The sequence below is a fragment of the Paenibacillus swuensis genome (assembly GCF_001644605.1).
Classification (GTDB): domain Bacteria; phylum Bacillota; class Bacilli; order Paenibacillales; family DY6; genus Paenibacillus_N; species Paenibacillus_N swuensis.
In genome coordinates this window covers 4,582,050-4,600,696 of the sequence record NZ_CP011388.1, presented here as the reverse complement: position 1 = coordinate 4,600,696, position 18,647 = coordinate 4,582,050, and the positions used below count along the sequence as shown (strand labels likewise).

Sequence of the window (18,647 nt, the reverse complement as noted above, 5' to 3'; positions counted from 1 at the left end):
AGGGCGTCGGTTGTTTCGTCATGGCAAAAAGGGCATAATGTTAGGTATCAGAAATGTCGGCCGATCCCGCAATTTTTAGGTTTGAGGGAAAAGGCTATTGAGACAGGAAACAAGGAGTGCTTATCAGTGAGCTATCGTGACGAATTTATCCGGGCATGCCGCAAACAAGAGATTGATCGATTACCGGTATGGTATATGAGGCAGGCGGGACGTTATGATCCCGATTACCGTAAGATCAAGGAGAAATATTCGCTATTGGAAATTTGTTTACAGCCTGAGCTTGCGGCGGAAGTGACTTTAATGCCTGTAAAGAAGCTCGATGTGGACGCGGCTATACTTTATTCTGACATTATGAATCCGGTTGCTTCTATAGGGATCGACTTTGATATTGTGAAAAATATCGGACCAGTCATTCATAATCCGATCCGGACGGCGGCGGACGTGGCCAACCTTCGGCCCATTGATGTCCAGGGTGACCTTTCGCACATTATAGAAACCATCAAGATTCTGGATCGCGAGCTGGATCGCCCGTTGATTACTTTTGCGGGAGCACCGTTTACGATTGCAAGTTATCTGATTGAAGGCAGACCGTCGAAAAATTACCTTCGTACCAAAGAAATGATGTACAGCGCGCCTGAGGTGTGGCATACGTTAATGTCGAAGCTTGGCGATATGGTCACGACTTATCTTCGCGCGCAGATTGAAGCGGGCGCTAAAGCGGTTCAGCTGTTTGACAGCTGGGTCGGAGCGTTGTCTCCGGCCGATTTCCGAACCTTCGTGTTGCCGACGATTGAACGTATATTCGAAGGGATTAAGGATCTGGATCAACCGAAAATTTATTTCCCCGGTGTGGCATCCGGCGAATTGCTGACTTCCTTGCACAGCATTAAAGCCGACGTCATCGGCTTGGACTGGCGCGTATCCATTCAAGAAGGACGAAACAGACTGGATGATCGCTTTGCCGTGCAAGGCAACCTGGATCCGACCGTTCTGCAGGGTCCGAGCTCGGTTATCCATCGTTATGCCAAAGAAATCATGGATCAGGGATTGGAAAAGCCCGGATTTATCTTTAATTTGGGTCATGGTCTTTATCCGGAAGCTTCACTGGATAAGCTGAAGGAATTAACCTCCTATATTCATGAATATTCGGCCAGTATGCTGACGAAATCGAAGGTGTAGACGATGGAGAAGAAGAGAATCGGTGTGTTGGTGATGTCTTACGGAACGCCTGAAAGCTTGGACCAAGTGGAAGCTTACTACACCCACATTCGCAGGGGAAATCCACCCAGTCCAGAGCAATTGAAGGAATTGACAGATCGCTATGAGGCGATCGTTGGCGGATTCTTTCCGCTTCGGGAAAACACAAATCAACAAGTTGCCGGCTTGGAAGAAACATTAAATGGGATGTATCCCGAATATGAGTTTGTTTGTTATCAGGGCTTGAAGCATGCCGTTCCCTATATTGAGGACGGCGTTCACAAAATGGCGAAGGACGGCATAAACCACGCTGTGGGGATTGTGCTGGCGCCGCATTTTTCCACGATGAGTGTAGGTAGTTATATAAAGCGTGCGCAGCAGGCGGCTGAAGAAGCAGGTCTCGCCATGTCCTTTGTAGAGAGTTACCATTTGCATCCTCAGCTGATTGACGCGCTTTCCGAACGGGTAGCGGATACATTACAGCGCTTTGAAGATAGGAACTCAGTGCCGGTTCGTGTGGTGTTCTCGGCTCACAGTCTGCCGGAGAAGATTCTAGAAACCGGGGATCCTTACCCGCAGCAGATGATAGAAACATCAGAGGCGGTTGCTGAACAGGCCGGTGTGAACAGCTGGCAATTCTCTTGGCAAAGCGCGGGTCAGACTGCTATGCCTTGGCTTGGACCCGATATACTGGACACGTTAAAGACTTTGCAAGAAGAGGGAGTTCGCAATGTGCTGGTCTGTCCCATCGGTTTTGTATCCGATCATCTTGAAGTTCTTTATGATTTGGACATCGAAGCACAGAAGGTCGCAGCGGACCTCGGGTTACATCTGGAGAGAACGCCCAGCCTGAACACCGATCCGAAGTATATGACCACTCTGGCTGAGTCGGTGTTCTCCAAACTCACATAATTATTACCTGACTAGGAAACAGTATCCTTTGTGTACTTTGCATAGAAATGATTGCAAACTGACAACTAAGGAGCTGTTTTTTTATGCCTTTCGGCGCACATGAAACGATGGAAGTCCATGAAATTTTGAACGAAAAAATTAACATGATGAATCATTTTGGTTTATACGCGCAGCAAGCACAAGATGAGACACTGCGTCAAATGATTGAGCGTCACCTGCATACCTCAATGGAAGCCTATGATCAGCTGGTTGGTTATACTCACGATTACACAGAACCGAAAACAAGCAACAAAATGCACAATATCATGAGCGCTAAGCCCCAGGAAATCACTTACGGTTTGCGGAATCCGGAGCCGGTCGGACCGTCTGACGGCGCGGAATTCAATGATAGTCAGATTGCGGCAGCCATGCTGTCCTGTCATAAAAACTCTGCAAAAAATCACATCGCCAAAGGCTTGGAATGCGCGGATCCCAATCTAAGACAGATGATGATTAACGGGGCTGTGAAGTGCGCCGATGAGGCCTATGAAGTGTTCCTGTACATGAACGCGCAAGGGGAATATCAAGTTCCTACAATTAAGGATCATACGGCCAAAACGTATCTGCACGCATTTCAACCTTCCGGACAAACGCTGGAGGGCGGGCAAAATGAATCTACTACTTACGGGCAAACGCAATCCCATACCCAGCCCCCAAGCGGGAAGAGATATAACGCTTCCGATATGGTGCGTCATCCCAGCGGCAGACCGCTGACCTCAAGCGAAAGACGTGAAATCTCAAGACAAGCGTTCTTAAATGCGCAAGAGCCGATGGGTTATGTTGAGGCTGTCGACCATGCTATGATGAACTCCCAGGTGATGAATTCACAGAATCAGATACAGGAGCAGCAGCTCCGCAAGCAATAAAAAATTCCTTTCCATTTCTTTGTTTGTTAATCAGGGCTACCCGCCAACCAGCGGGTAGCCTTTATTGTTTCTATGGTATAATGAGGGAGATGTCCAAGGTTGAAAAGGAGTACTATCCAACATGATTGAGAGTCGAAAAGAAACAAGACGTAAGCGGAAAGCCAGGAAAGAAACCAAGCTTAAGCGGCTGATTGTCTTGAATACGCTATTGCTGGTTACAGCCGGGACTTTAGGTTACGGGATATGGTATGCGGGAAATGACCCGGAAGACGCAAGCCCTTCAACAGAAAGAACAACTACAGCCGCTAACAATCAAGAAGCTTCAGAGCAGACTAAACCGGTTGCCCAGGATGTACCCGATCAGGTGAAGCGACCCGAGAACCTGCCGGACGCGGAACATCAGGAACCAGAGAAATCGAATCCTTCAGGTCCGGAAGTCGCTGAACCCGATTCTTCTAAAGCGCCAAATCCTTCATCATCAGATCAAGCTCTTATACATATGAATTTCGTAGGTGATATTCTGCTGGCCGGTACCGTGGAGGATCGCATGATGAAAGAAGGCTGGAACACACCGTACATTTTCGTTAAAGATGTGTTAAGCAAGGCGGATATTACAGTGGGTAATCTGGAAACGCCTGTCACGAAACACAATGAGCCTCAAAAAAAGAGCTATGTGTTTAAATCTTCACCTGATGCCTTACCCGCGCTGAAGGATGCCGGATTCGACGTATTGAGTCTCGCCAATAATCACATCCTTGATCAAGGTCGACAAGGACTACTGGATACGATGGAAGCTGCGGATGAAGCGGGCTTTGAACGCATCGGAGCGGGCAAAAATGTCGATGAGGCTTACAAACCGGTTATGATGACCAAACAAGGCGTAAAAGTCGCTTTTGTAGGTTTAAGCCGGGTGGTGCCGGAAGGGTCATGGAAAGCGGGGCCAAGCACTCCGGGCGTGGCTGAAACTTATGATACAACCAGACCTTTGAAAGAAATTCGGAAGGCCGATCAAACCGCCGATCTCGTCGTTGTGGTAGTTCATTGGGGGAAAGAAAGACAGGAACAGCCCGCAGATCACCAACAGGAATTGGCGCATGCCTATATTGATGCGGGGGCGGATTTGGTCATTGGCGCCCATCCTCATGTATTACAAGGCTTTGAACAATATAAGGGCAAGTGGATTGCCTACTCTTTAGGAAACTTCATCTTTACCACCAATTCCAACCCCAAGACTTGGGACACGGGGATACTGGAAACGACCTGCACAAAGAAGGGTTCCTGCGCTTTAAAGCTGATTCCCGTACTGACCAAGTATGGCCAGCCAAAACTTATGGATGCTGTGGCCGGATCAGCTTTAAGAAAGCGGATTTCTGATCTGTCTAAGGACGCCGCAGTAGATGCCAAAGGAATAATTATAGCCGACTGAGGAGGAATCCGGATATGAATGCATGCGCAGCACACCGCGGCTGGTCGGGTCGCGCGCCCGAGAACACACTTGCAGCGATGAAGCTGGCCTTAAACGAGTCCTATGTGGATTGGTTGGAGCTGGACGTACAGTTAACGAAGGACGGCGTGCCCGTGGTCATCCATGATTTCACGTTAAACCGCACCACTTCAGGCCGCGGGAAAGTAAAAGATCGCACGCTCGAGCAGATTCGATCCTTGGATGCGGGACGCTGGTTCGGACCGGCTTATCTGGGCGAGAAAGTGCCTACGTTAGAAGAGGTGCTCCAACTTGCCAAAGGTCGGTGCAAGCTGAACATTGAATTGAAGACAAAAGGGACGCTTTATCCCGGCATTGAAGAAAATGTTTTAAATCTTTTGGAAGAGTATGATATGAAACGAGACGTATGTATTACTTCTTTTGAACCGTTAGCTCTAAGAAATGTGCGCCTTCTGGATTCGGGGATTTCAATGGGCCTGATTATGGACGGACGACCGGCTGATCTGCTAAGACGCCTGGACGAACTGGATTGCGACCTGTTGTCCATTTCCTATAAGTACTTGAGCGAGGCGTTCGCCGCCACAGTTATTCAGAGCGGATTTCGCATTATGGCGTGGACCGTCAACGAAGAGAAACACATACGGCGTATTGCCGCCATGCATCCTGACATTATGATTTGCACCAATTATCCGGACCGCTGGAAACAGGCGTTGTTATCCGGTGTACAATAACGATAGAGGAGAGAGTAAACTTATGCATCATAATCATATCCGCAATATATATTGCGTAGGCCGAAACTACGGTGAGCACGCCGCTGAGCTGGGTAATGCCATACCGGACAAGCCTATGATCTTCACGAAGCCTACTCATGCGCTAATCACAATGAATGGCGACGAAATCGCACTCCCGGGCAGTACAGGCGAAGTCCATTATGAAGCGGAGTTGGTTCTTCATATAGGTAAACCCTATGTTGAGGGTGAAAAGTTGTCGGAAATGATTGATTCCATGGCTTTAGGTTTAGACTTTACCCTTCGAGACGTCCAAAGCGAACTAAAGAAGAAAGGCCATCCTTGGCTTGCGGCCAAAGGGTTCCGTAATTCGGCGGCATTGACATCCTTTCTTCCTTTCCCGGGCGAGGAAAGTTTGTCCTCGATCGAGTTTAGTCTGACGATTAACGGAAAAGAGGTGCAACGGGGTAACAGTAAGGATATGATTTTTTCCATTGAAGACGTTCTGGAATTTATTCATTTCCATTATGGACTGGGTCCCGGGGATCTGATTTATACGGGTACGCCCGCCGGCGTTGGGCCGATCGCTTCGGGAGATCATACGGCGTTGTTTTGGGGAAAAGACAAACTGGGAGAAGCAACAATTATCTTGTGTTAACGGATAATGCTCGGAAAGGAGAAGGACGATGGACTGGTTCATAGGATTCGCGGGCAGCTTACTGATCGCGGGCGGGGCGTACCGGCTAAAGTCCTTAGCCTTCTCCGGATTTGTGGCAGCTGTCATCATGGGTACATTAATTTACGGGATTGGCGGGTTTCTTTGGGCAGGCACTTTGATTGCGTTTTTTATGTCCTCTTCCCTTTTGTCTCAATATAAGAAACGGGCAAAAGCCGCGACAGAACAACTTTATGAGAAATCTGGCCGCCGGGATGCGGGACAAGTGCTGGCTAACGGAGGTTTGGGGCTGCTGTTGTGCATTCTGAGCGCCTTCTTTCCCTATGAAGGCTTCCTGCTGTTGTTTGTCGGCGCCATCGCGACCGTGACCGCGGACACATGGGCGACCGAAATCGGCGGACTCAGCGGCGGGCAGCCGCGGTTCATCCTGAACGGTCGCAAAGTGCCCAAAGGCACCTCCGGCGCGGTGTCGCCGGCAGGAACGGCCGCCAGCCTGGCCGGCGGCCTCTTCATCGGCGCCGTCACCGCCCTGCTGGGCGGCGCTGACGGCGCCTTGGCTTGGCCGGCGCTGATCGCGCTCGCCGGCCTCGCGGGGATGGGCGGCGCGCTCGCCGACTCCGCGCTGGGCGCCACGGTGCAGGCGATGTACGCCTGCACCGTATGCGGCCGCGAGCTGGAGCGCACGCACCACTGCGGGCAAGCCGCCGTGCTGGTACGCGGCTCGGCCCGCATGAACAACGATGCCGTGAACTTTATCAGTTCAGCGGCGGGGGCGGGGCTTGCCGCGTGCTTAGCCGCGGTGTGGAGCTGCCTCGGTTAAAGATAAAGGGATGAGCGTTTAGTTAGCGCTCATCCCTTTATCTTTTCAAACTCAGACTCAAGATGTTATTTTAAACACTTTTCTATACCACAATCATACATTGTGACCAGTTCCACGCGACCTTTTTCACATAAAGCGTTCGAGCCAGTAAAGGGCTGTTTGTGGCTAAACCGCAAGCTTTGCCGTATAATGCTAAGGATATAAGGGTCATTACGAGAACTGCGAGAACAAGGAGTACTGCCGCATGAATATTGTTACAGTTGAGCAACTGTCCAAGAGTTACGGAGAGAAGATATTATTTAATGAGATAACGTTAGGTATTGAGGATCAGGACAAAATCGGGTTAATTGGTGTGAACGGAGCGGGAAAATCCTCGTTTTTGAAAGCATTGGCAGGACTCGAGCCTGCGGATTCCGGTAAAGTGTCTACGGGCGGAGGGGTAAGAATTCGTTTTCTCCCGCAAAATCCGGAATTTGATTCCGACGCGACAGTCATGGATCAAATCTTTAACGGAGATACACCGGTTATGAAGACGTTGCGGGCTTATCGTTCCGTATTGGAGCAAGCGGAGAAAGATCCGGATAACTCGATCTTGCAAGGGCGGATTGTGTCTTTAAGCCAGGATATGGATACGTATGATGCCTGGCAGCTGGAAAGTGAAGCCAAGATCATTCTGACCAAGCTCGGAATTGATTTCTTCGAACGTAAAGTAGGCACATTATCAGGGGGGCAGCGTAAACGCATTGCTCTCGCGGGTGCACTGATTCATCCTTGCGAGCTGTTGATTCTGGACGAGCCTACAAATCATATCGATAACGAAACCGTCGATTGGCTGGAGCAATATCTGAACAAGCGCAAAGGCGCGCTGCTGATGATTACCCATGACCGGTATTTCCTGGATCGAGTAGTCAATCGAATTCTTGAATTGGATAAAGGGAATTTATATAGCTATGCGGCAAATTACAGCCGGTTTCTGGAATTAAAGGCGGACCGGGAAGAACGTGAACACGCTTCTGAGAAGAAGCGGCAGAACCTGCTTCGCACAGAATTGGAATGGATTCGTCGCGGGGCGAAGGCAAGAACTACGAAGCAAAAAGCGAGAATTGACCGCTATGAGAAACTGCAAGATGCCAATCCGGATTTTCGCAATGATCAAGTGGATATTTCGGTGGGCGGCAGCCGGCTGGGCAGGAAGATTGTTGAAATTGTCGATGTGACAAAGCGCTTTGAGGAACGAACGCTGATCCGGGATTTCAGTTATACGACGGTACGGGACGACCGCATTGGTATTATTGGTCCCAACGGAAGCGGGAAATCGACGTTATTGAATATGATTGCTGGCCGGTTGTTGCCTGACAGCGGAATGATTGATGTCGGTCCCACGGTGAAAATCGGATATTTCTCCCAGGAAAGCCGGGAGATGGATGAGAAGCTGCGGGTGATCGAGTACATTAAAGAAGGCGCGGAAGTGATTATGACGGCAGAGGGTGAAGCCATAACGGCTGCTCAAATGCTGGAAAGATTCTTGTTCCCGCCGGCTGCGCAATGGACACCCATCTCCAGACTTTCAGGCGGCGAACGAAGAAGGCTGTTTCTGTTACGTGTGCTGATGGAGGCGCCCAATGTATTACTCCTGGATGAGCCTACCAATGACTTGGATATTCAGACTCTGTCGGTTCTGGAACATTATTTGGACGATTTCCCCGGCGTATGTATCGCTGTGTCCCATGATCGTTATTTCCTGGATCGAATGTCGGAGAAGATTCTGGCATTCGAAGGAGCGGGGCGAATCGTTCAGCATGTAGGCAACTATTCCGAATATCAGGAGTATCGAAAGCTGCTGGGCATGGATACAGGAACAGATGAAGGAGCTGCCCTCAAAAGCAATCATACAAGCGCTAAAGCATCTCCGAGCACGGTTAGCATGACGACGCCCGATGCCCAGACAGGAGTCCGCACGGAGCGGGAGAAAGCATTGAAATTCTCGTTCAAGGAACAGAAGGAATATGAAACCATAGATGCGGATATTGAAGCCCAAGAGGCGCATATTGCGGCATTAATCGACCGGATGAACGGGTCAGGCAGCGATTCGGTGTTGCTGCAGCAATTAGCGGAAGAACAACGCGACGCGGAGACCAAACTGGAGCATCTACTGGAGCGATGGACGTATTTAAACGAGTTGGCGGAGCAGATTGAACAAGCCAAGCGAAAATGATAAAAAGCCGATCCCAGGATCGGCTTTTTATCATTTAAGTGCGCCCAGCATGAGCGCTATCTCTAGGGTTCAAGTCCCGAATGGTGAAGGCAGTAGTAGCCATAGCTTAAGGCAAGGGTGTCGACCGTGAGGTCGAATCTGAAGGAAGCCGGCGGCAAATCTCCGGTCTGAGGAACACGAACTTCATATAAGGCTAGCGTGCGTTGGATGAGACTGCTTAACAAGTCAAAGCCCATACTGCCGAAGGCGCATGAAAGTAAATGAAGCAGATAAATGGAGAGGAAGATAGCGTTCTTACCTGGGGAGGTCTGAACGGTACGCGGAGCAACCTCCGTAACCTTGTTTGTGAAAGCAAGCTGAACGTACAGAAGTCAGCAGAAGCCATAGTACGTTACGTGTTGCAACACGAGCGGAAGGGCTGAACATGAAATAGGATTTGTACATCAAGGCGTTCTGGGAAAGCGATGAAAGCAGAAAATCCATAAGGACCTGACTGAGGAAGGAAGCGGTGAATCCCGTGTGGGGCCTCGGCAGGGCAGAGTTTATCCCGGGCACAAGAGGAAGGTACCAATCACGCAAGGAGTTGTAGAAATGCTGAAGCAATTGCTGTCACGAGAAAATCTTCTTGGCGCTTTAAAGCGTGTGGAAGCAAATAAAGGAAGCCACGGCGTGGATGGAATGAGCGTAAGAACCTTACGCGAACACATGAAACAAAACTGGCAGAAGATACGCGAAGCTATAGAAGAAGGTACCTATGAACCGAGCCCCGTGCGACGGGTCGAAATCCCGAAACCGTATGGCGGAGGCTTTCGGAAGCTAGGCATACCTACCGTGACAGACCGAGTAATCCAGCAAGCCATCGCCCAAGTACTAAACCCCGTTTTCGATCCACAGTTCTCCGAACATAGTCATGGCTTCCGTCCCGGACGGAGAGGCCATGACGCAGTAAGGAAAGCGAAAACATTCATGAAAGAAGGATATCGCTTCGTTGTCGATTTGGATTTAGAGAAGTTCTTTGACCGAGTCAACCATGACAGGCTCATGATGAAGATTGCGGAGAAAGTAAGGGACAAGAAAGTGCTTTTACTCATCCGTAAATACTTGCAGTCGGGCGTAATGGAGAACGGGTTAGTTAAGCCGACTTCGGAGGGAGCCCCGCAAGGGGGTCCCCTAAGTCCATTGCTATCTAACATCGTACTGGACGAATTAGACAAGGAACTTGAAAAACGTGGACTTAGGTTCGTTCGCTACGCGGATGACTGTAACATCTACGTGAAAACCAAGAGAGCAGGCGAACGAGTCAAGGCATCTGTCACCAAATTCATCGAGACAAACTAAAGCTAAAGGTAAACCAAGCCAAGAGCGCGGTAGACCGGCCATGGAAGCGAAAGTTTCTTGGATTTAGCTTCAGCTTGAATCAAGACCCAAAGGTGAGGGTTGCGAAGCAATCCTTGCAGAAAGCGGAGACTAAGATTCGAGCGATCACGTCCCGAAAGAAGTCGATGAAAATGGAAGAGCGAATTAAGGAACTAAACCAATACCTCATAGGATGGTGTGGGTACTTCTCGCTTGCGGATACACCAAGTATCTTTCAAAAGATGGATTCATGGATTAGAAGAAGGTTACGAATGTGCCTTTGGAAACAATGGAAGAATCCAAAAACCAAAGTGAAAAGGCTTATATCCTTGGGTATGCCCAGAGATAAATCCTATGAATGGGGGAATACCCGTAAAGGGTATTGGCGTATTGCAAAGAGTCCAATCTTACACCGCGCACTGGGTAACCAATATTGGGAATCCTGCGGCTTAAAGAGTCTAACGGACAGATACAACTCACTGCGGAATATGTCATGAACCGCCGTATACCGAACGGTATGTACGGTGGTGTGAGAGGTCGGGAGTTAATCACTCCCTCCTACTCGATTGAATCAGCGTCAGCATCTGGTACACCTCGCGCTGATCACCCGAAAGTTGAATCTCGGTGCATTGCATTTGTGATGACCCGTCACCGTCCAGAAACACACCTTCAATCCGTGTGTCCCGTCCTTGTCCGTTTAGGGTTTCCAAGATGGCGGAACGAAAAGCCGCGGCCGTAGTGAGCGTAGGAGAAACGATTAGGTATAATCTGTTGACGTTATCATACACAAGTCCGGATCGCATACGGCGTTCGTTAGGAAAGGGCATAGCTTCTTTTCCGGCTTGTTCCGCCCATCGCGTGTGATCGCGCAAGTTCATGGAAATGCCGCCCTGCGCCCAATATCGGCCGCGGTCCTTAACCGCCAGCGCATCGGCGGAGGCGGCCACCTGGACGGAGAAGGCTTGCGCCGCACCGTCCCACACCAGCGTTCCCCGGCTGTACTTCACGTTGTGCCAGCCGGAACCGAACACGCGCCCCCCACCTCGAGCGGCGCGGTCATTCTGCACGGCGATCGACAGCAGATCGCCTTCATAGAAGAACCCGCCGTTGATACCGTACCGCTTCGTCTTCGTGACGTTGGCGCTGACGGCCTCAAGGCGGATATTCTCCGGCGTCGTCTGCATGATGTGCAGTACGACGCCATTCTTGGACTTCGCTTGGCGGTATGTGTACCCCGCCGGCGCATCAGACCACAGCGGTTTCCCGCTTTCCCGAAGCGCGGGAGAGGCCCATAAGGCGGCGGCCAAGCAAGCCGCCGCAAGCATAAAGCCGGCGATAACCGGCGCCCGGCTTCTTAGACCGGATCGCGCCGGCATACTGTGACGCGACTTAACCTCTGGAGACGTGACGTGTTCCTCCTCGTTCACTTACGCCTCCAGCACATAAGCGGCGAGCAGCGCCGCCGTCCCGAGAATCGCATTCATATGGGTGCGTTCCATCCCATGGGAGGCATGCACGCCCGGTCCGATTAACGCGGCCTTAATATTGCTGCCCCCATGCAGAGCGGCCGAGGCATCAGAGCCGTAATGAGGATAAATATCGACTACGTGAGGGATGCCGTCTCGCTTAGCAAGCTCGATAAATCGGGAAGTCATTCCGTAATCATAAGGGCCGGAAGAGTCTTTGGCGCAGATCGACACATCCTGCTCGGTACAGCTCAGGTCATCGCCCATCGCTCCCATATCCACAGCGATAAACTCGCTGATTTCACCGGGAATATAGGCGGATCCATGACCTACTTCCTCGTAATTGGAAATCAGAATTTTCAAGGTTGATTCGGGAACCAGGCTATGCCGTTTCATCATTTCAAGCAGGGCGAACAGGGCCGCGACGCTGGCTTTATCATCGAGATGGCGGGATTTCACATAGCCGCTCGGCAGAAATTCCGTTCTCGGTTCGAATGAAATGAAATCGCCGGGGGCGATGCCTAATTCGAGCACATCGCTTTTGGAGCTTACCTTCTCATCAATTCGAACTTCCATATGGGCTTCTTCCCGTTTGAAATCACGCGCATCCGTGTACACATGCACAGAGGGGCGCGAAGTCAGGATTGTACCGGTGTACGTCTTTCCGTTGCGGGTGTGAATGACACAGTATTCATTCTCAATGGAATGCATCATATAGCCGCCCACCGGTGTCAGTCGAAGGGTGCCGTTATCTTTGACAGCTCGCACCATTGCGCCGAGCGTATCCACGTGAGCGGAGATGCCGACCACATGGTCTTGGTTACGTCCCGGAACAGTCAGGATGCCTCCTCCTTTGGGAGTTGTCTCGTAAGCATAGCCAAGCTGCGCTGCCTCATGTGCGATTCTTTCCATCACGGCATGGGTATACCCGCTGGGGCTGGGAATAGACAAAATTTCACTTAATATCGATTGGACATAATCCGTATTTATTTGATTTATCATGTGTATATCTCCTTAGGGGTGGTTTATCTTAGAGTCTGAAGCTTTGTCTGCAATTGTAGCGTCAGCAGACGGTACCGGGGTCATTCCCTGCGGTACAGGAGCGGAAGAATTAACTTTCGCGAGGTCCGCGGATAAAGTGCGGATGCGGCGTTGTAATTTATACTGGCGTACGATACCGAACAAGCCTACGGTCAGCCCGCCAAGCAACGCTGAACCTAGAATAACGAGGATCAACGGAACCTGTGCCTCTCCGAAAGCATAGTTGATAAGGACCGGATCCACGTTCAATACGGCGAACAGCGCGATAATCAGGGCAAAAATCAATACGGAAATCAACATCCATTGTGTTTTCATATAAGTCAACGACTCCCTCCGAGTATGTATTGAATGGCATGAGCAACCCCGTTCTGATCACAATCAAGGGTCACCCAATCCGCTAAGGCTTTCACTTCCTCTTCAGCATTCCCCATTGCGATGCCTAAGCCGGCGATTCGCAACATGGAAGCATCGTTTAAGCCGTCTCCTATTGCGGCTACTTCGCGCAAAGAGATGCCATGTTCTTCGCAAAGCCGCTGAATCGCGTGTCCCTTGCTGACTCCCTTAGGGTTCACATCGAATTTTGCGGGCGAAGCCATGGTAAGCTCAAACTCGCCGTTCGCGAGGCAACGTTCCCATAAAGATTCTTTAACTGTCGGATCCGGAGTCCGAAACATAAACATAAGCCATATATATTCATCCACATGCTCCGCTGGAAATAGGGCACTCTCAAAGTCGCTCCCCGCGGCATATACCCTATAAGCTGTATGGTACTCCAATGCCAGTTCGCGCAGCCAGAGAATTTGATCTTTCGTCATCGTCGTGCGATGGAGAAGGGAACCGTCCGCTGCCCAGACCTCGCATCCGTTATTTGTGATCATCGGAAGCGTAAGGTCAAGCTCCTTGGCGGTAGGAGAAACGTAACGAACATGCCTGCCGCTGGCTAGAGCAATTTCAATGCCGGCTTCGCGAGCTTTGCGAAGCCAAAGCTTGTTGACTTCGGAAATAATGCCGGAGCTGTTGAACAAGGTACCGTCCATATCCAACACAAGGAGTTTATAAGGGGGACTTATGGTCTGCAGCTGATTCTCGGCATTCATGAGCAAGAACCACGCTCCTTTTTCTCTCAGTATATATCATTTCCTGTACGAACATAGTATCATCTTATTAATTAGAATGAAAAGGAGAATGGTTGTGAACAAGTCCCTGACTACATACGAGATTATGGATGCACAGAAGGACGATTTACCGGCCATTGTGGCGATTTACAACAGTACGATTTCCGGTCGAATGGTGACGGCGGATACGGAAGAGATTACGGTGGAAAGCAGATTCCGATGGTTTGAGGAACACTCCCCGAATTTCAGACCGTTATGGGTTATTCGCGACCGAGAAAGCCGGCAAATCTGCGGCTGGCTAAGTTTTCAATCGTTCTATGGCCGACCCGCCTACAACGGAACCGCTGAGATTAGCATTTATGTGGATGAGGCCTTCCGCGGGCGCGGCATTGGACGAATATTGATGGATGAAGCTCTTAACACTTGTCCGCGGCTGGGACTAAAGACGGTACTGGGTTTTATTTTCGGTCATAATGAGCCAAGCCTTCAACTGTTCCGTAAGTATGGGTTCGAAACCTGGGCGCATATGCCGAATGTTGCGGAATTGGACGGGGTGGAGAGAGATTTGATTATTGTTGGATTAAGAGTCCAAGCGTAAAGTCCCGTAATGAAAAGCCGCTCCCTCCAGGTGCATTGCAACCTGAGAAGGAGCGGCTTTTTCTTTCCAAAATGTTCTATTTAGTTAATTGTTCCATTTGTTCAATGAGATCTTTAAACACAGCCATCGCATCTCTGACCGGTTGCGGGGAAGACATATCCACGCCGGCTTTCTTCAAGATGTTGATCGAATAGTCGCCGCCGCCGCTCTTCAGGAAACCGAGATAACGGTCCACCGCCGGCTCGCCTTCATCCAGAATTTGCTTGGCGAAGCTTGTCGCCGCCGAGAAGCCGGTTGCGTATTTGAACACATAGAAGCTGTTGTAGAAATGGGGAATCCGCGCCCACTCCATCTCAATATCCTGATCCACAACCATATCAGCACCATAATATTGAAGGTTAAGATCATAATACACTTTGGACAGCTCCTGCGGTGTCAGGGATTCGCCCGCCTCCGCTTTCTCGTGAATGATCTTCTCGAATTCGGCGAACATCGTTTGACGGAATACGGTGGTGCGGAATTGGTCCGCGTAGTACGTCAGCAGATACATTTTCTCTTTGGCATCCTTTGTGCGCTTCAGCATATAGTCCATCAACAGCGCTTCATTCAGTGTCGAAGCCACTTCGGCAAGGAAGATCGTATATTGCGCGTCACGATATTCTTGGGTTGTGTCGGAGTAGTAGGAATGTAACGCGTGACCCATTTCGTGCGTGAGCGTGAACATGGAGTTCAGGTTGTCTTTATGGTTCAGGAGCACGTAAGGATGTGTGCCGTAAGCGCCCCAACTGTAAGCGCCGCTTCGTTTGCCTTCATTCTCGTACGTGTCAATCCAGCCTTGATCAAACCCGTCTTGCAACACCGTTAAATAATCCTCGCCGAGCGGCTTCAGACTTTCCTTAACGGTCTTCTTCGCATCCTCATACGTGATGTCCATATCAAACTCTTCCACCAGCGGAGCAAACAAGTCATACATATGAAGCTCGTCGACCTTTAGCAATTTCTTTCGTAAATTCATATAACGATGCATTAAAGGCAGGGATTCGTGAATCGTATCGATCAGGCTTGTGTACACTTCCTTCGGAATGTTATCTCCGTACAGAGACATCTCGAGGACGGAAGGATATTTTCGCGCGCGCGCGTAGAATACATTCTTGTTGACATTGGCGCTAAGGGTAGCGGCTAATGTATTTTTTTGCTTGCTGTAAGTGGCATATACGGTTTTAAAAGCGTTCTCTCGCACTTCGCGGTTTTTGCTCTCGAGAAATTGGATGTAGCTGCCGTGGGTCAGTTCCGCTTCTTCGCCTTTTTCGTTCTTAATCTTCGGGAATTTCAAGTCCGCATTGTTGAGCAGGTTGAAGATCTTGCTCGGAGCCTGTGCGATGTTGCCCACTTGCGCGAGCAAAGCTTCCTCATTTTTGCCTAGAACATGGGGCTTCTGTCTGCGCATTTCCGTCAGGGTGTTCCGGTATGGAGCAAGCTCCGGATTGTCAATGAAGGAAGTCAGCACATCGTCAGACAGCGCCAGAATCTCCGGCGTAATGAAGGACAGCGCCTCATTCACTTCAACACTTAGTTTATTGGCTTTGTCCGAAAGCGCCTGAAACGCGGGCTCAGCGGTATCTTCATGATGTTTCATGTTGGCGTATACATATAATCGTTCGGTATGTAGGGATAATTCATCTTCGAGGGTGAAGCAGGCTTTAACCGCGGCGGCGTCTTTCAACTTTCCTTGAAAATCGGCGATTTTCTTCGCGTGTTCTTTCACCAGCTGGTATTCTTTGTCCCAGGCGGACTGATCCGCGAATAAATCTTCAAGCTTCCAACGGTGTTCTGCGGGTACTTCGGTACGTTTACCAAATTGACTCATGGGATCCCTCCTGAATTGAACCTTAGATTGGTCTTGCTGAACTGCGAACACAACCGGGGAAAGACAACTGCAGAGCAGACCGGCAGCCATCGCCATAGGAATCCATCGCACGGCCAAACACTCCTGACTTGTCGATATTTCCCATAGTATGACCCCGTGCATGTATTATAAAACAGAATGCCGTCTGTTTCATAATTATACCATGTTCGCCAGGCGCAGGCCTATGTTCCCATATTGAAAAAACTGTAGACCAACAGGAAGAAAGCGAAAGCTACCATAACAATCGCGGCCAAGGCCAGACCTCTCCGAAATCCCGGGGCGATATTGTTGCGGCTGAGAATAAGGACCAGGGCGAAGGAGAAAGCGACGATGATGAATAACAGATTAATTTCAGAGAACATAAGGCATTCCTTTCTATATAGGCAAATTGGTTGTGCTTGAGGTATGAAACGCCGTGCATAGGTCATTCTATGAAATGGAAAAAAAGAGATATGGAGGCCGATAACGATGCACAACACCTCTTCGCCGATTATAGCGCAAGAAGCCCTAAATACCAAAGCGTCAACGTCTTCGGAGCTGACTGTTGCCGAATTCATCGTGAAGCAACTAACGGCTTGGGATGTCAGGCGAATATATGGCGTTATTGGGGATGCTAACCTGTATCTGTTGGATGAATTGTCCAAGCAGACGCAGATTCAATATGTAGCCTGCCGGCATGAATGCGCCGCCGCGCTGATGGCTTCCGCGGAAGCGAAGCTGACGGGACGCGTAGGCGTCTGTCTGGCCACGAGCGGGCCGGGCATCGCGAATTTGATGAACGGACTTGGCGATGCCATGATGGACGGAGCGGGCGTACTGGCCATCACGGGACAAGTGGAAGCGACCAAGATCGGCACAGACACCAAGCAATACATTGACCAGCAGCGGCTGCTTGCCGCCGTGGCGCCGTATTCCGCGCTTCTAACGCATGCGGACGCGCTGCCATATATCCTGCACAAAGCGTTGATTCGCTCCTTTACGATGGGCGAAGTCACGCATCTGTCCGTACCGAAGGATTTGTACGGACAGAAGGTTCAAGGGCAGGTGCATCCTTACCAGGCGCACCTGCACCAACCCGTGCGCGCGCCCCGCGAGGAGGTGCGCGCCGTCGCGCAGCTGCTGCGGGACGCGGAGCGCCCGATGCTGCTGCTGGGCCGCGGCGCAGCGGACGCCGCGGGAGACGCGGTGGCGCTGGCCGAGCTGGCGTCGGCCTGCGTCACCGCGACGATGCCCGCCAGGGCCCTGTTCCCGAACGACCACCGGTTGTTCGCGGGGGGCTTGGGGCAGGCGGGCAGCGAAGCGGCCAGCGCGCTCTTGGCGGCGAGCGACCTCGTCGTCGTGCTCGGCGCCACCTGGTGGCCGGAGGACTACGTCCCGGCCGCGATGAAGCTCGTGCAGGTCGACTTGAACCGCGCGGCCATCGGTTTAGGCCACCCCCTGCATAAAGGGGTGGTGGGCGACCTGGGGCACTTTGTTCCCGCGCTGCTTCGAGAGCTGAGGGATGAGCGGCGGGACCGCTCCGCTTGGGAGACTGCCATCGCCGAGGCGAAACAGTCCTGGCTCCTGCGGATGGAGCGGGAATGCGAGGGTGGCATCCCATCAGATCAGGCGGGCAACTACGCGGCTTCGGATAAACAGGATATCCATTCGAATCAAGCGGATGGCAGCGTGTCGTCCGACGTGGTTGCTCAACCCGTCGATCTTGCCACAGAATCGCATGAAGGCATCCCCCCGCAACGCGTAATGCGGATCTTGTCCAGGCTGGTGGCGGAGGATGCGGTTATAACGGTGGACACAGGCGATCACTCGCTGTGGTTTAACCGCATCTTTCAGGCCCGGGCGCAGGACATTCTGATCTCCGGCACATGGCGCACGCTCGGCTGGGCTTTGCCTGCGGCGATTGCCGCGCAGCTTGCGGAGCCGGAGCGTCAGGTCGTTGCCGTGGCCGGAGACGGCGGTGTGGTGCAGACACTGCTGGAGTTTGTAACGGCCGTCGAGCTGGAGCTTCCGATTACGCTTGTGGTTCTGAACAACGGCAGTTATTCCATGGAGCGCAACCGCATGCTGGTCAGCGGTTTGTCCACGGAAGGCAGCCGGATTCTGAACCCAAGCTTTACGGGGATCGCCGAGGCCTGCGGCGGCCGAGGCTACTTGTCTCAAACCGCGGAGCAGTTTGAAACGGATCTCAAGGAAGCGCTGGCTTCGCCGCAGACTTCCTTGATTGAAGTGATGACCGCGGATCCCATAGTCCCGCACACGAAAATATAG

At 51.2% G+C, this 18,647-nt stretch carries 17 protein-coding genes and 1 pseudogene; 11 read left to right on the top strand and 7 right to left on the bottom strand.

All coding sequences use genetic code 11. From position 1 onward, the window contains the following. The first annotated feature begins 126 nt into the window (after positions 1-126). From hemE to SY83_RS20705, 8 genes are all read left to right on the top strand, one after another. Complete coding sequence (gene hemE, locus SY83_RS20740) at positions 127-1,179, top strand: uroporphyrinogen decarboxylase (protein ID WP_068610013.1); 1,053 nt, start codon at positions 127-129, stop codon at positions 1,177-1,179. Positions 1,180-1,182: 3 nt separating this feature from the next. Further along, positions 1,183-2,109: a ferrochelatase gene (gene hemH, locus SY83_RS20735; RefSeq protein WP_068610012.1), complete on the top strand. Its 927-nt coding sequence runs from the start codon at positions 1,183-1,185 to the stop codon at positions 2,107-2,109. Positions 2,110-2,192: 83 nt separating this feature from the next. After that, positions 2,193-3,014, top strand: coding sequence for a spore coat protein (locus tag SY83_RS20730; RefSeq protein ID WP_068610011.1), 822 nt, complete (start codon positions 2,193-2,195; stop codon positions 3,012-3,014). A 121-nt stretch (positions 3,015-3,135) separates the two neighbouring features. After that, complete coding sequence (locus tag SY83_RS20725; protein ID WP_068610009.1) at positions 3,136-4,440, top strand: CapA family protein; 1,305 nt, start codon at positions 3,136-3,138, stop codon at positions 4,438-4,440. Positions 4,441-4,454: 14 nt separating this feature from the next. Beyond that, positions 4,455-5,189, top strand: coding sequence for a glycerophosphodiester phosphodiesterase (locus SY83_RS20720; protein WP_068610007.1), 735 nt, complete (start codon positions 4,455-4,457; stop codon positions 5,187-5,189). 22 nt (positions 5,190-5,211) lie between these two features. Beyond that, complete coding sequence (locus tag SY83_RS20715) at positions 5,212-5,844, top strand: fumarylacetoacetate hydrolase family protein (RefSeq protein WP_068610005.1); 633 nt, start codon at positions 5,212-5,214, stop codon at positions 5,842-5,844. A gap of 28 nt (positions 5,845-5,872) precedes the next feature. Continuing rightward, positions 5,873-6,682: a DUF92 domain-containing protein gene (locus SY83_RS20710; protein ID WP_068610003.1), complete on the top strand. Its 810-nt coding sequence runs from the start codon at positions 5,873-5,875 to the stop codon at positions 6,680-6,682. Between the two features lie 244 nt (positions 6,683-6,926). After that, on the top strand, positions 6,927-8,897 hold the full coding sequence (locus SY83_RS20705; RefSeq protein ID WP_068610001.1) for an ABC-F family ATP-binding cassette domain-containing protein: 1,971 nt from the start codon (positions 6,927-6,929) through the stop codon (positions 8,895-8,897). Positions 8,898-8,959: 62 nt separating this feature from the next. Here SY83_RS20705 and SY83_RS23600 read toward each other — a convergent pair whose 3' ends face one another. Further along, on the bottom strand, positions 8,960-9,133 hold the full coding sequence (locus SY83_RS23600) for a hypothetical protein (RefSeq protein WP_231891313.1): 174 nt from the start codon (positions 9,131-9,133) through the stop codon (positions 8,960-8,962). Between the two features lie 355 nt (positions 9,134-9,488). Here SY83_RS23600 and ltrA point away from each other — a divergent pair. Further along, positions 9,489-10,750, top strand: a pseudogene (ltrA, locus tag SY83_RS20700) (group II intron reverse transcriptase/maturase). Between the two features lie 51 nt (positions 10,751-10,801). On the opposite strand, the gene SY83_RS20695 reads toward ltrA, so the two are convergent. The 4 genes from SY83_RS20695 to SY83_RS20680 are packed head-to-tail and all read right to left on the bottom strand — an operon-like array spanning position 10,802 to position 13,857. Further along, a complete protein-coding gene (locus tag SY83_RS20695; protein ID WP_231891312.1) occupies positions 10,802-11,680 on the bottom strand; it encodes a hypothetical protein in 879 nt (292 codons plus the stop codon). Further along, on the bottom strand, positions 11,681-12,721 hold the full coding sequence (locus SY83_RS20690; RefSeq protein ID WP_068609999.1) for a M42 family metallopeptidase: 1,041 nt from the start codon (positions 12,719-12,721) through the stop codon (positions 11,681-11,683). Between the two features lie 12 nt (positions 12,722-12,733). Further along, on the bottom strand, positions 12,734-13,075 hold the full coding sequence (locus SY83_RS20685; protein ID WP_068611251.1) for a LapA family protein: 342 nt from the start codon (positions 13,073-13,075) through the stop codon (positions 12,734-12,736). Positions 13,076-13,080: 5 nt separating this feature from the next. Then, on the bottom strand, positions 13,081-13,857 hold the full coding sequence (locus SY83_RS20680; protein WP_068611250.1) for a Cof-type HAD-IIB family hydrolase: 777 nt from the start codon (positions 13,855-13,857) through the stop codon (positions 13,081-13,083). A 124-nt stretch (positions 13,858-13,981) separates the two neighbouring features. Between SY83_RS20680 and SY83_RS20675 the strand changes: the two genes are divergently transcribed. After that, positions 13,982-14,473: a GNAT family N-acetyltransferase gene (locus SY83_RS20675; RefSeq protein ID WP_231891473.1), complete on the top strand. Its 492-nt coding sequence runs from the start codon at positions 13,982-13,984 to the stop codon at positions 14,471-14,473. Between the two features lie 76 nt (positions 14,474-14,549). On the opposite strand, the gene pepF is transcribed toward SY83_RS20675, so the two are convergent. Next, a complete protein-coding gene (pepF, locus tag SY83_RS20670; protein ID WP_068609995.1) occupies positions 14,550-16,340 on the bottom strand; it encodes an oligoendopeptidase F in 1,791 nt (596 codons plus the stop codon). Between the two features lie 221 nt (positions 16,341-16,561). Then, on the bottom strand, positions 16,562-16,741 hold the full coding sequence (locus SY83_RS20665; RefSeq protein WP_068609993.1) for a hypothetical protein: 180 nt from the start codon (positions 16,739-16,741) through the stop codon (positions 16,562-16,564). A gap of 106 nt (positions 16,742-16,847) precedes the next feature. On the opposite strand from SY83_RS20665, the gene SY83_RS23595 reads away from it, so the two are divergent. Further along, on the top strand, positions 16,848-18,647 hold the full coding sequence (locus SY83_RS23595; RefSeq protein ID WP_068609991.1) for a thiamine pyrophosphate-binding protein: 1,800 nt from the start codon (positions 16,848-16,850) through the stop codon (positions 18,645-18,647).

Coding starts and splice junctions, on each gene's coding strand:
- hemH (WP_068610012.1), top strand. CDS start 1,183: ATGGAGAAGAAGAGAATCGGTGTGTTGGTGATGTCTTACGGAACGCCT.
- SY83_RS20725 (WP_068610009.1), top strand. CDS start 3,136: ATGATTGAGAGTCGAAAAGAAACAAGACGTAAGCGGAAAGCCAGGAAA.
- pepF (WP_068609995.1), bottom strand. CDS start 16,340: ATGAGTCAATTTGGTAAACGTACCGAAGTACCCGCAGAACACCGTTGG.
- SY83_RS20720 (WP_068610007.1), top strand. CDS start 4,455: ATGAATGCATGCGCAGCACACCGCGGCTGGTCGGGTCGCGCGCCCGAG.
- SY83_RS20690 (WP_068609999.1), bottom strand. CDS start 12,721: ATGATAAATCAAATAAATACGGATTATGTCCAATCGATATTAAGTGAA.
- SY83_RS20685 (WP_068611251.1), bottom strand. CDS start 13,075: ATGAAAACACAATGGATGTTGATTTCCGTATTGATTTTTGCCCTGATT.
- SY83_RS23595 (WP_068609991.1), top strand. CDS start 16,848: ATGCACAACACCTCTTCGCCGATTATAGCGCAAGAAGCCCTAAATACC.
- SY83_RS20705 (WP_068610001.1), top strand. CDS start 6,927: ATGAATATTGTTACAGTTGAGCAACTGTCCAAGAGTTACGGAGAGAAG.
- SY83_RS20710 (WP_068610003.1), top strand. CDS start 5,873: ATGGACTGGTTCATAGGATTCGCGGGCAGCTTACTGATCGCGGGCGGG.
- SY83_RS23600 (WP_231891313.1), bottom strand. CDS start 9,133: ATGGGCTTTGACTTGTTAAGCAGTCTCATCCAACGCACGCTAGCCTTA.
- SY83_RS20675 (WP_231891473.1), top strand. CDS start 13,982: ATGGATGCACAGAAGGACGATTTACCGGCCATTGTGGCGATTTACAAC.
- SY83_RS20680 (WP_068611250.1), bottom strand. CDS start 13,857: ATGAATGCCGAGAATCAGCTGCAGACCATAAGTCCCCCTTATAAACTC.
- SY83_RS20665 (WP_068609993.1), bottom strand. CDS start 16,741: ATGTTCTCTGAAATTAATCTGTTATTCATCATCGTCGCTTTCTCCTTC.
- SY83_RS20715 (WP_068610005.1), top strand. CDS start 5,212: ATGCATCATAATCATATCCGCAATATATATTGCGTAGGCCGAAACTAC.
- SY83_RS20730 (WP_068610011.1), top strand. CDS start 2,193: ATGCCTTTCGGCGCACATGAAACGATGGAAGTCCATGAAATTTTGAAC.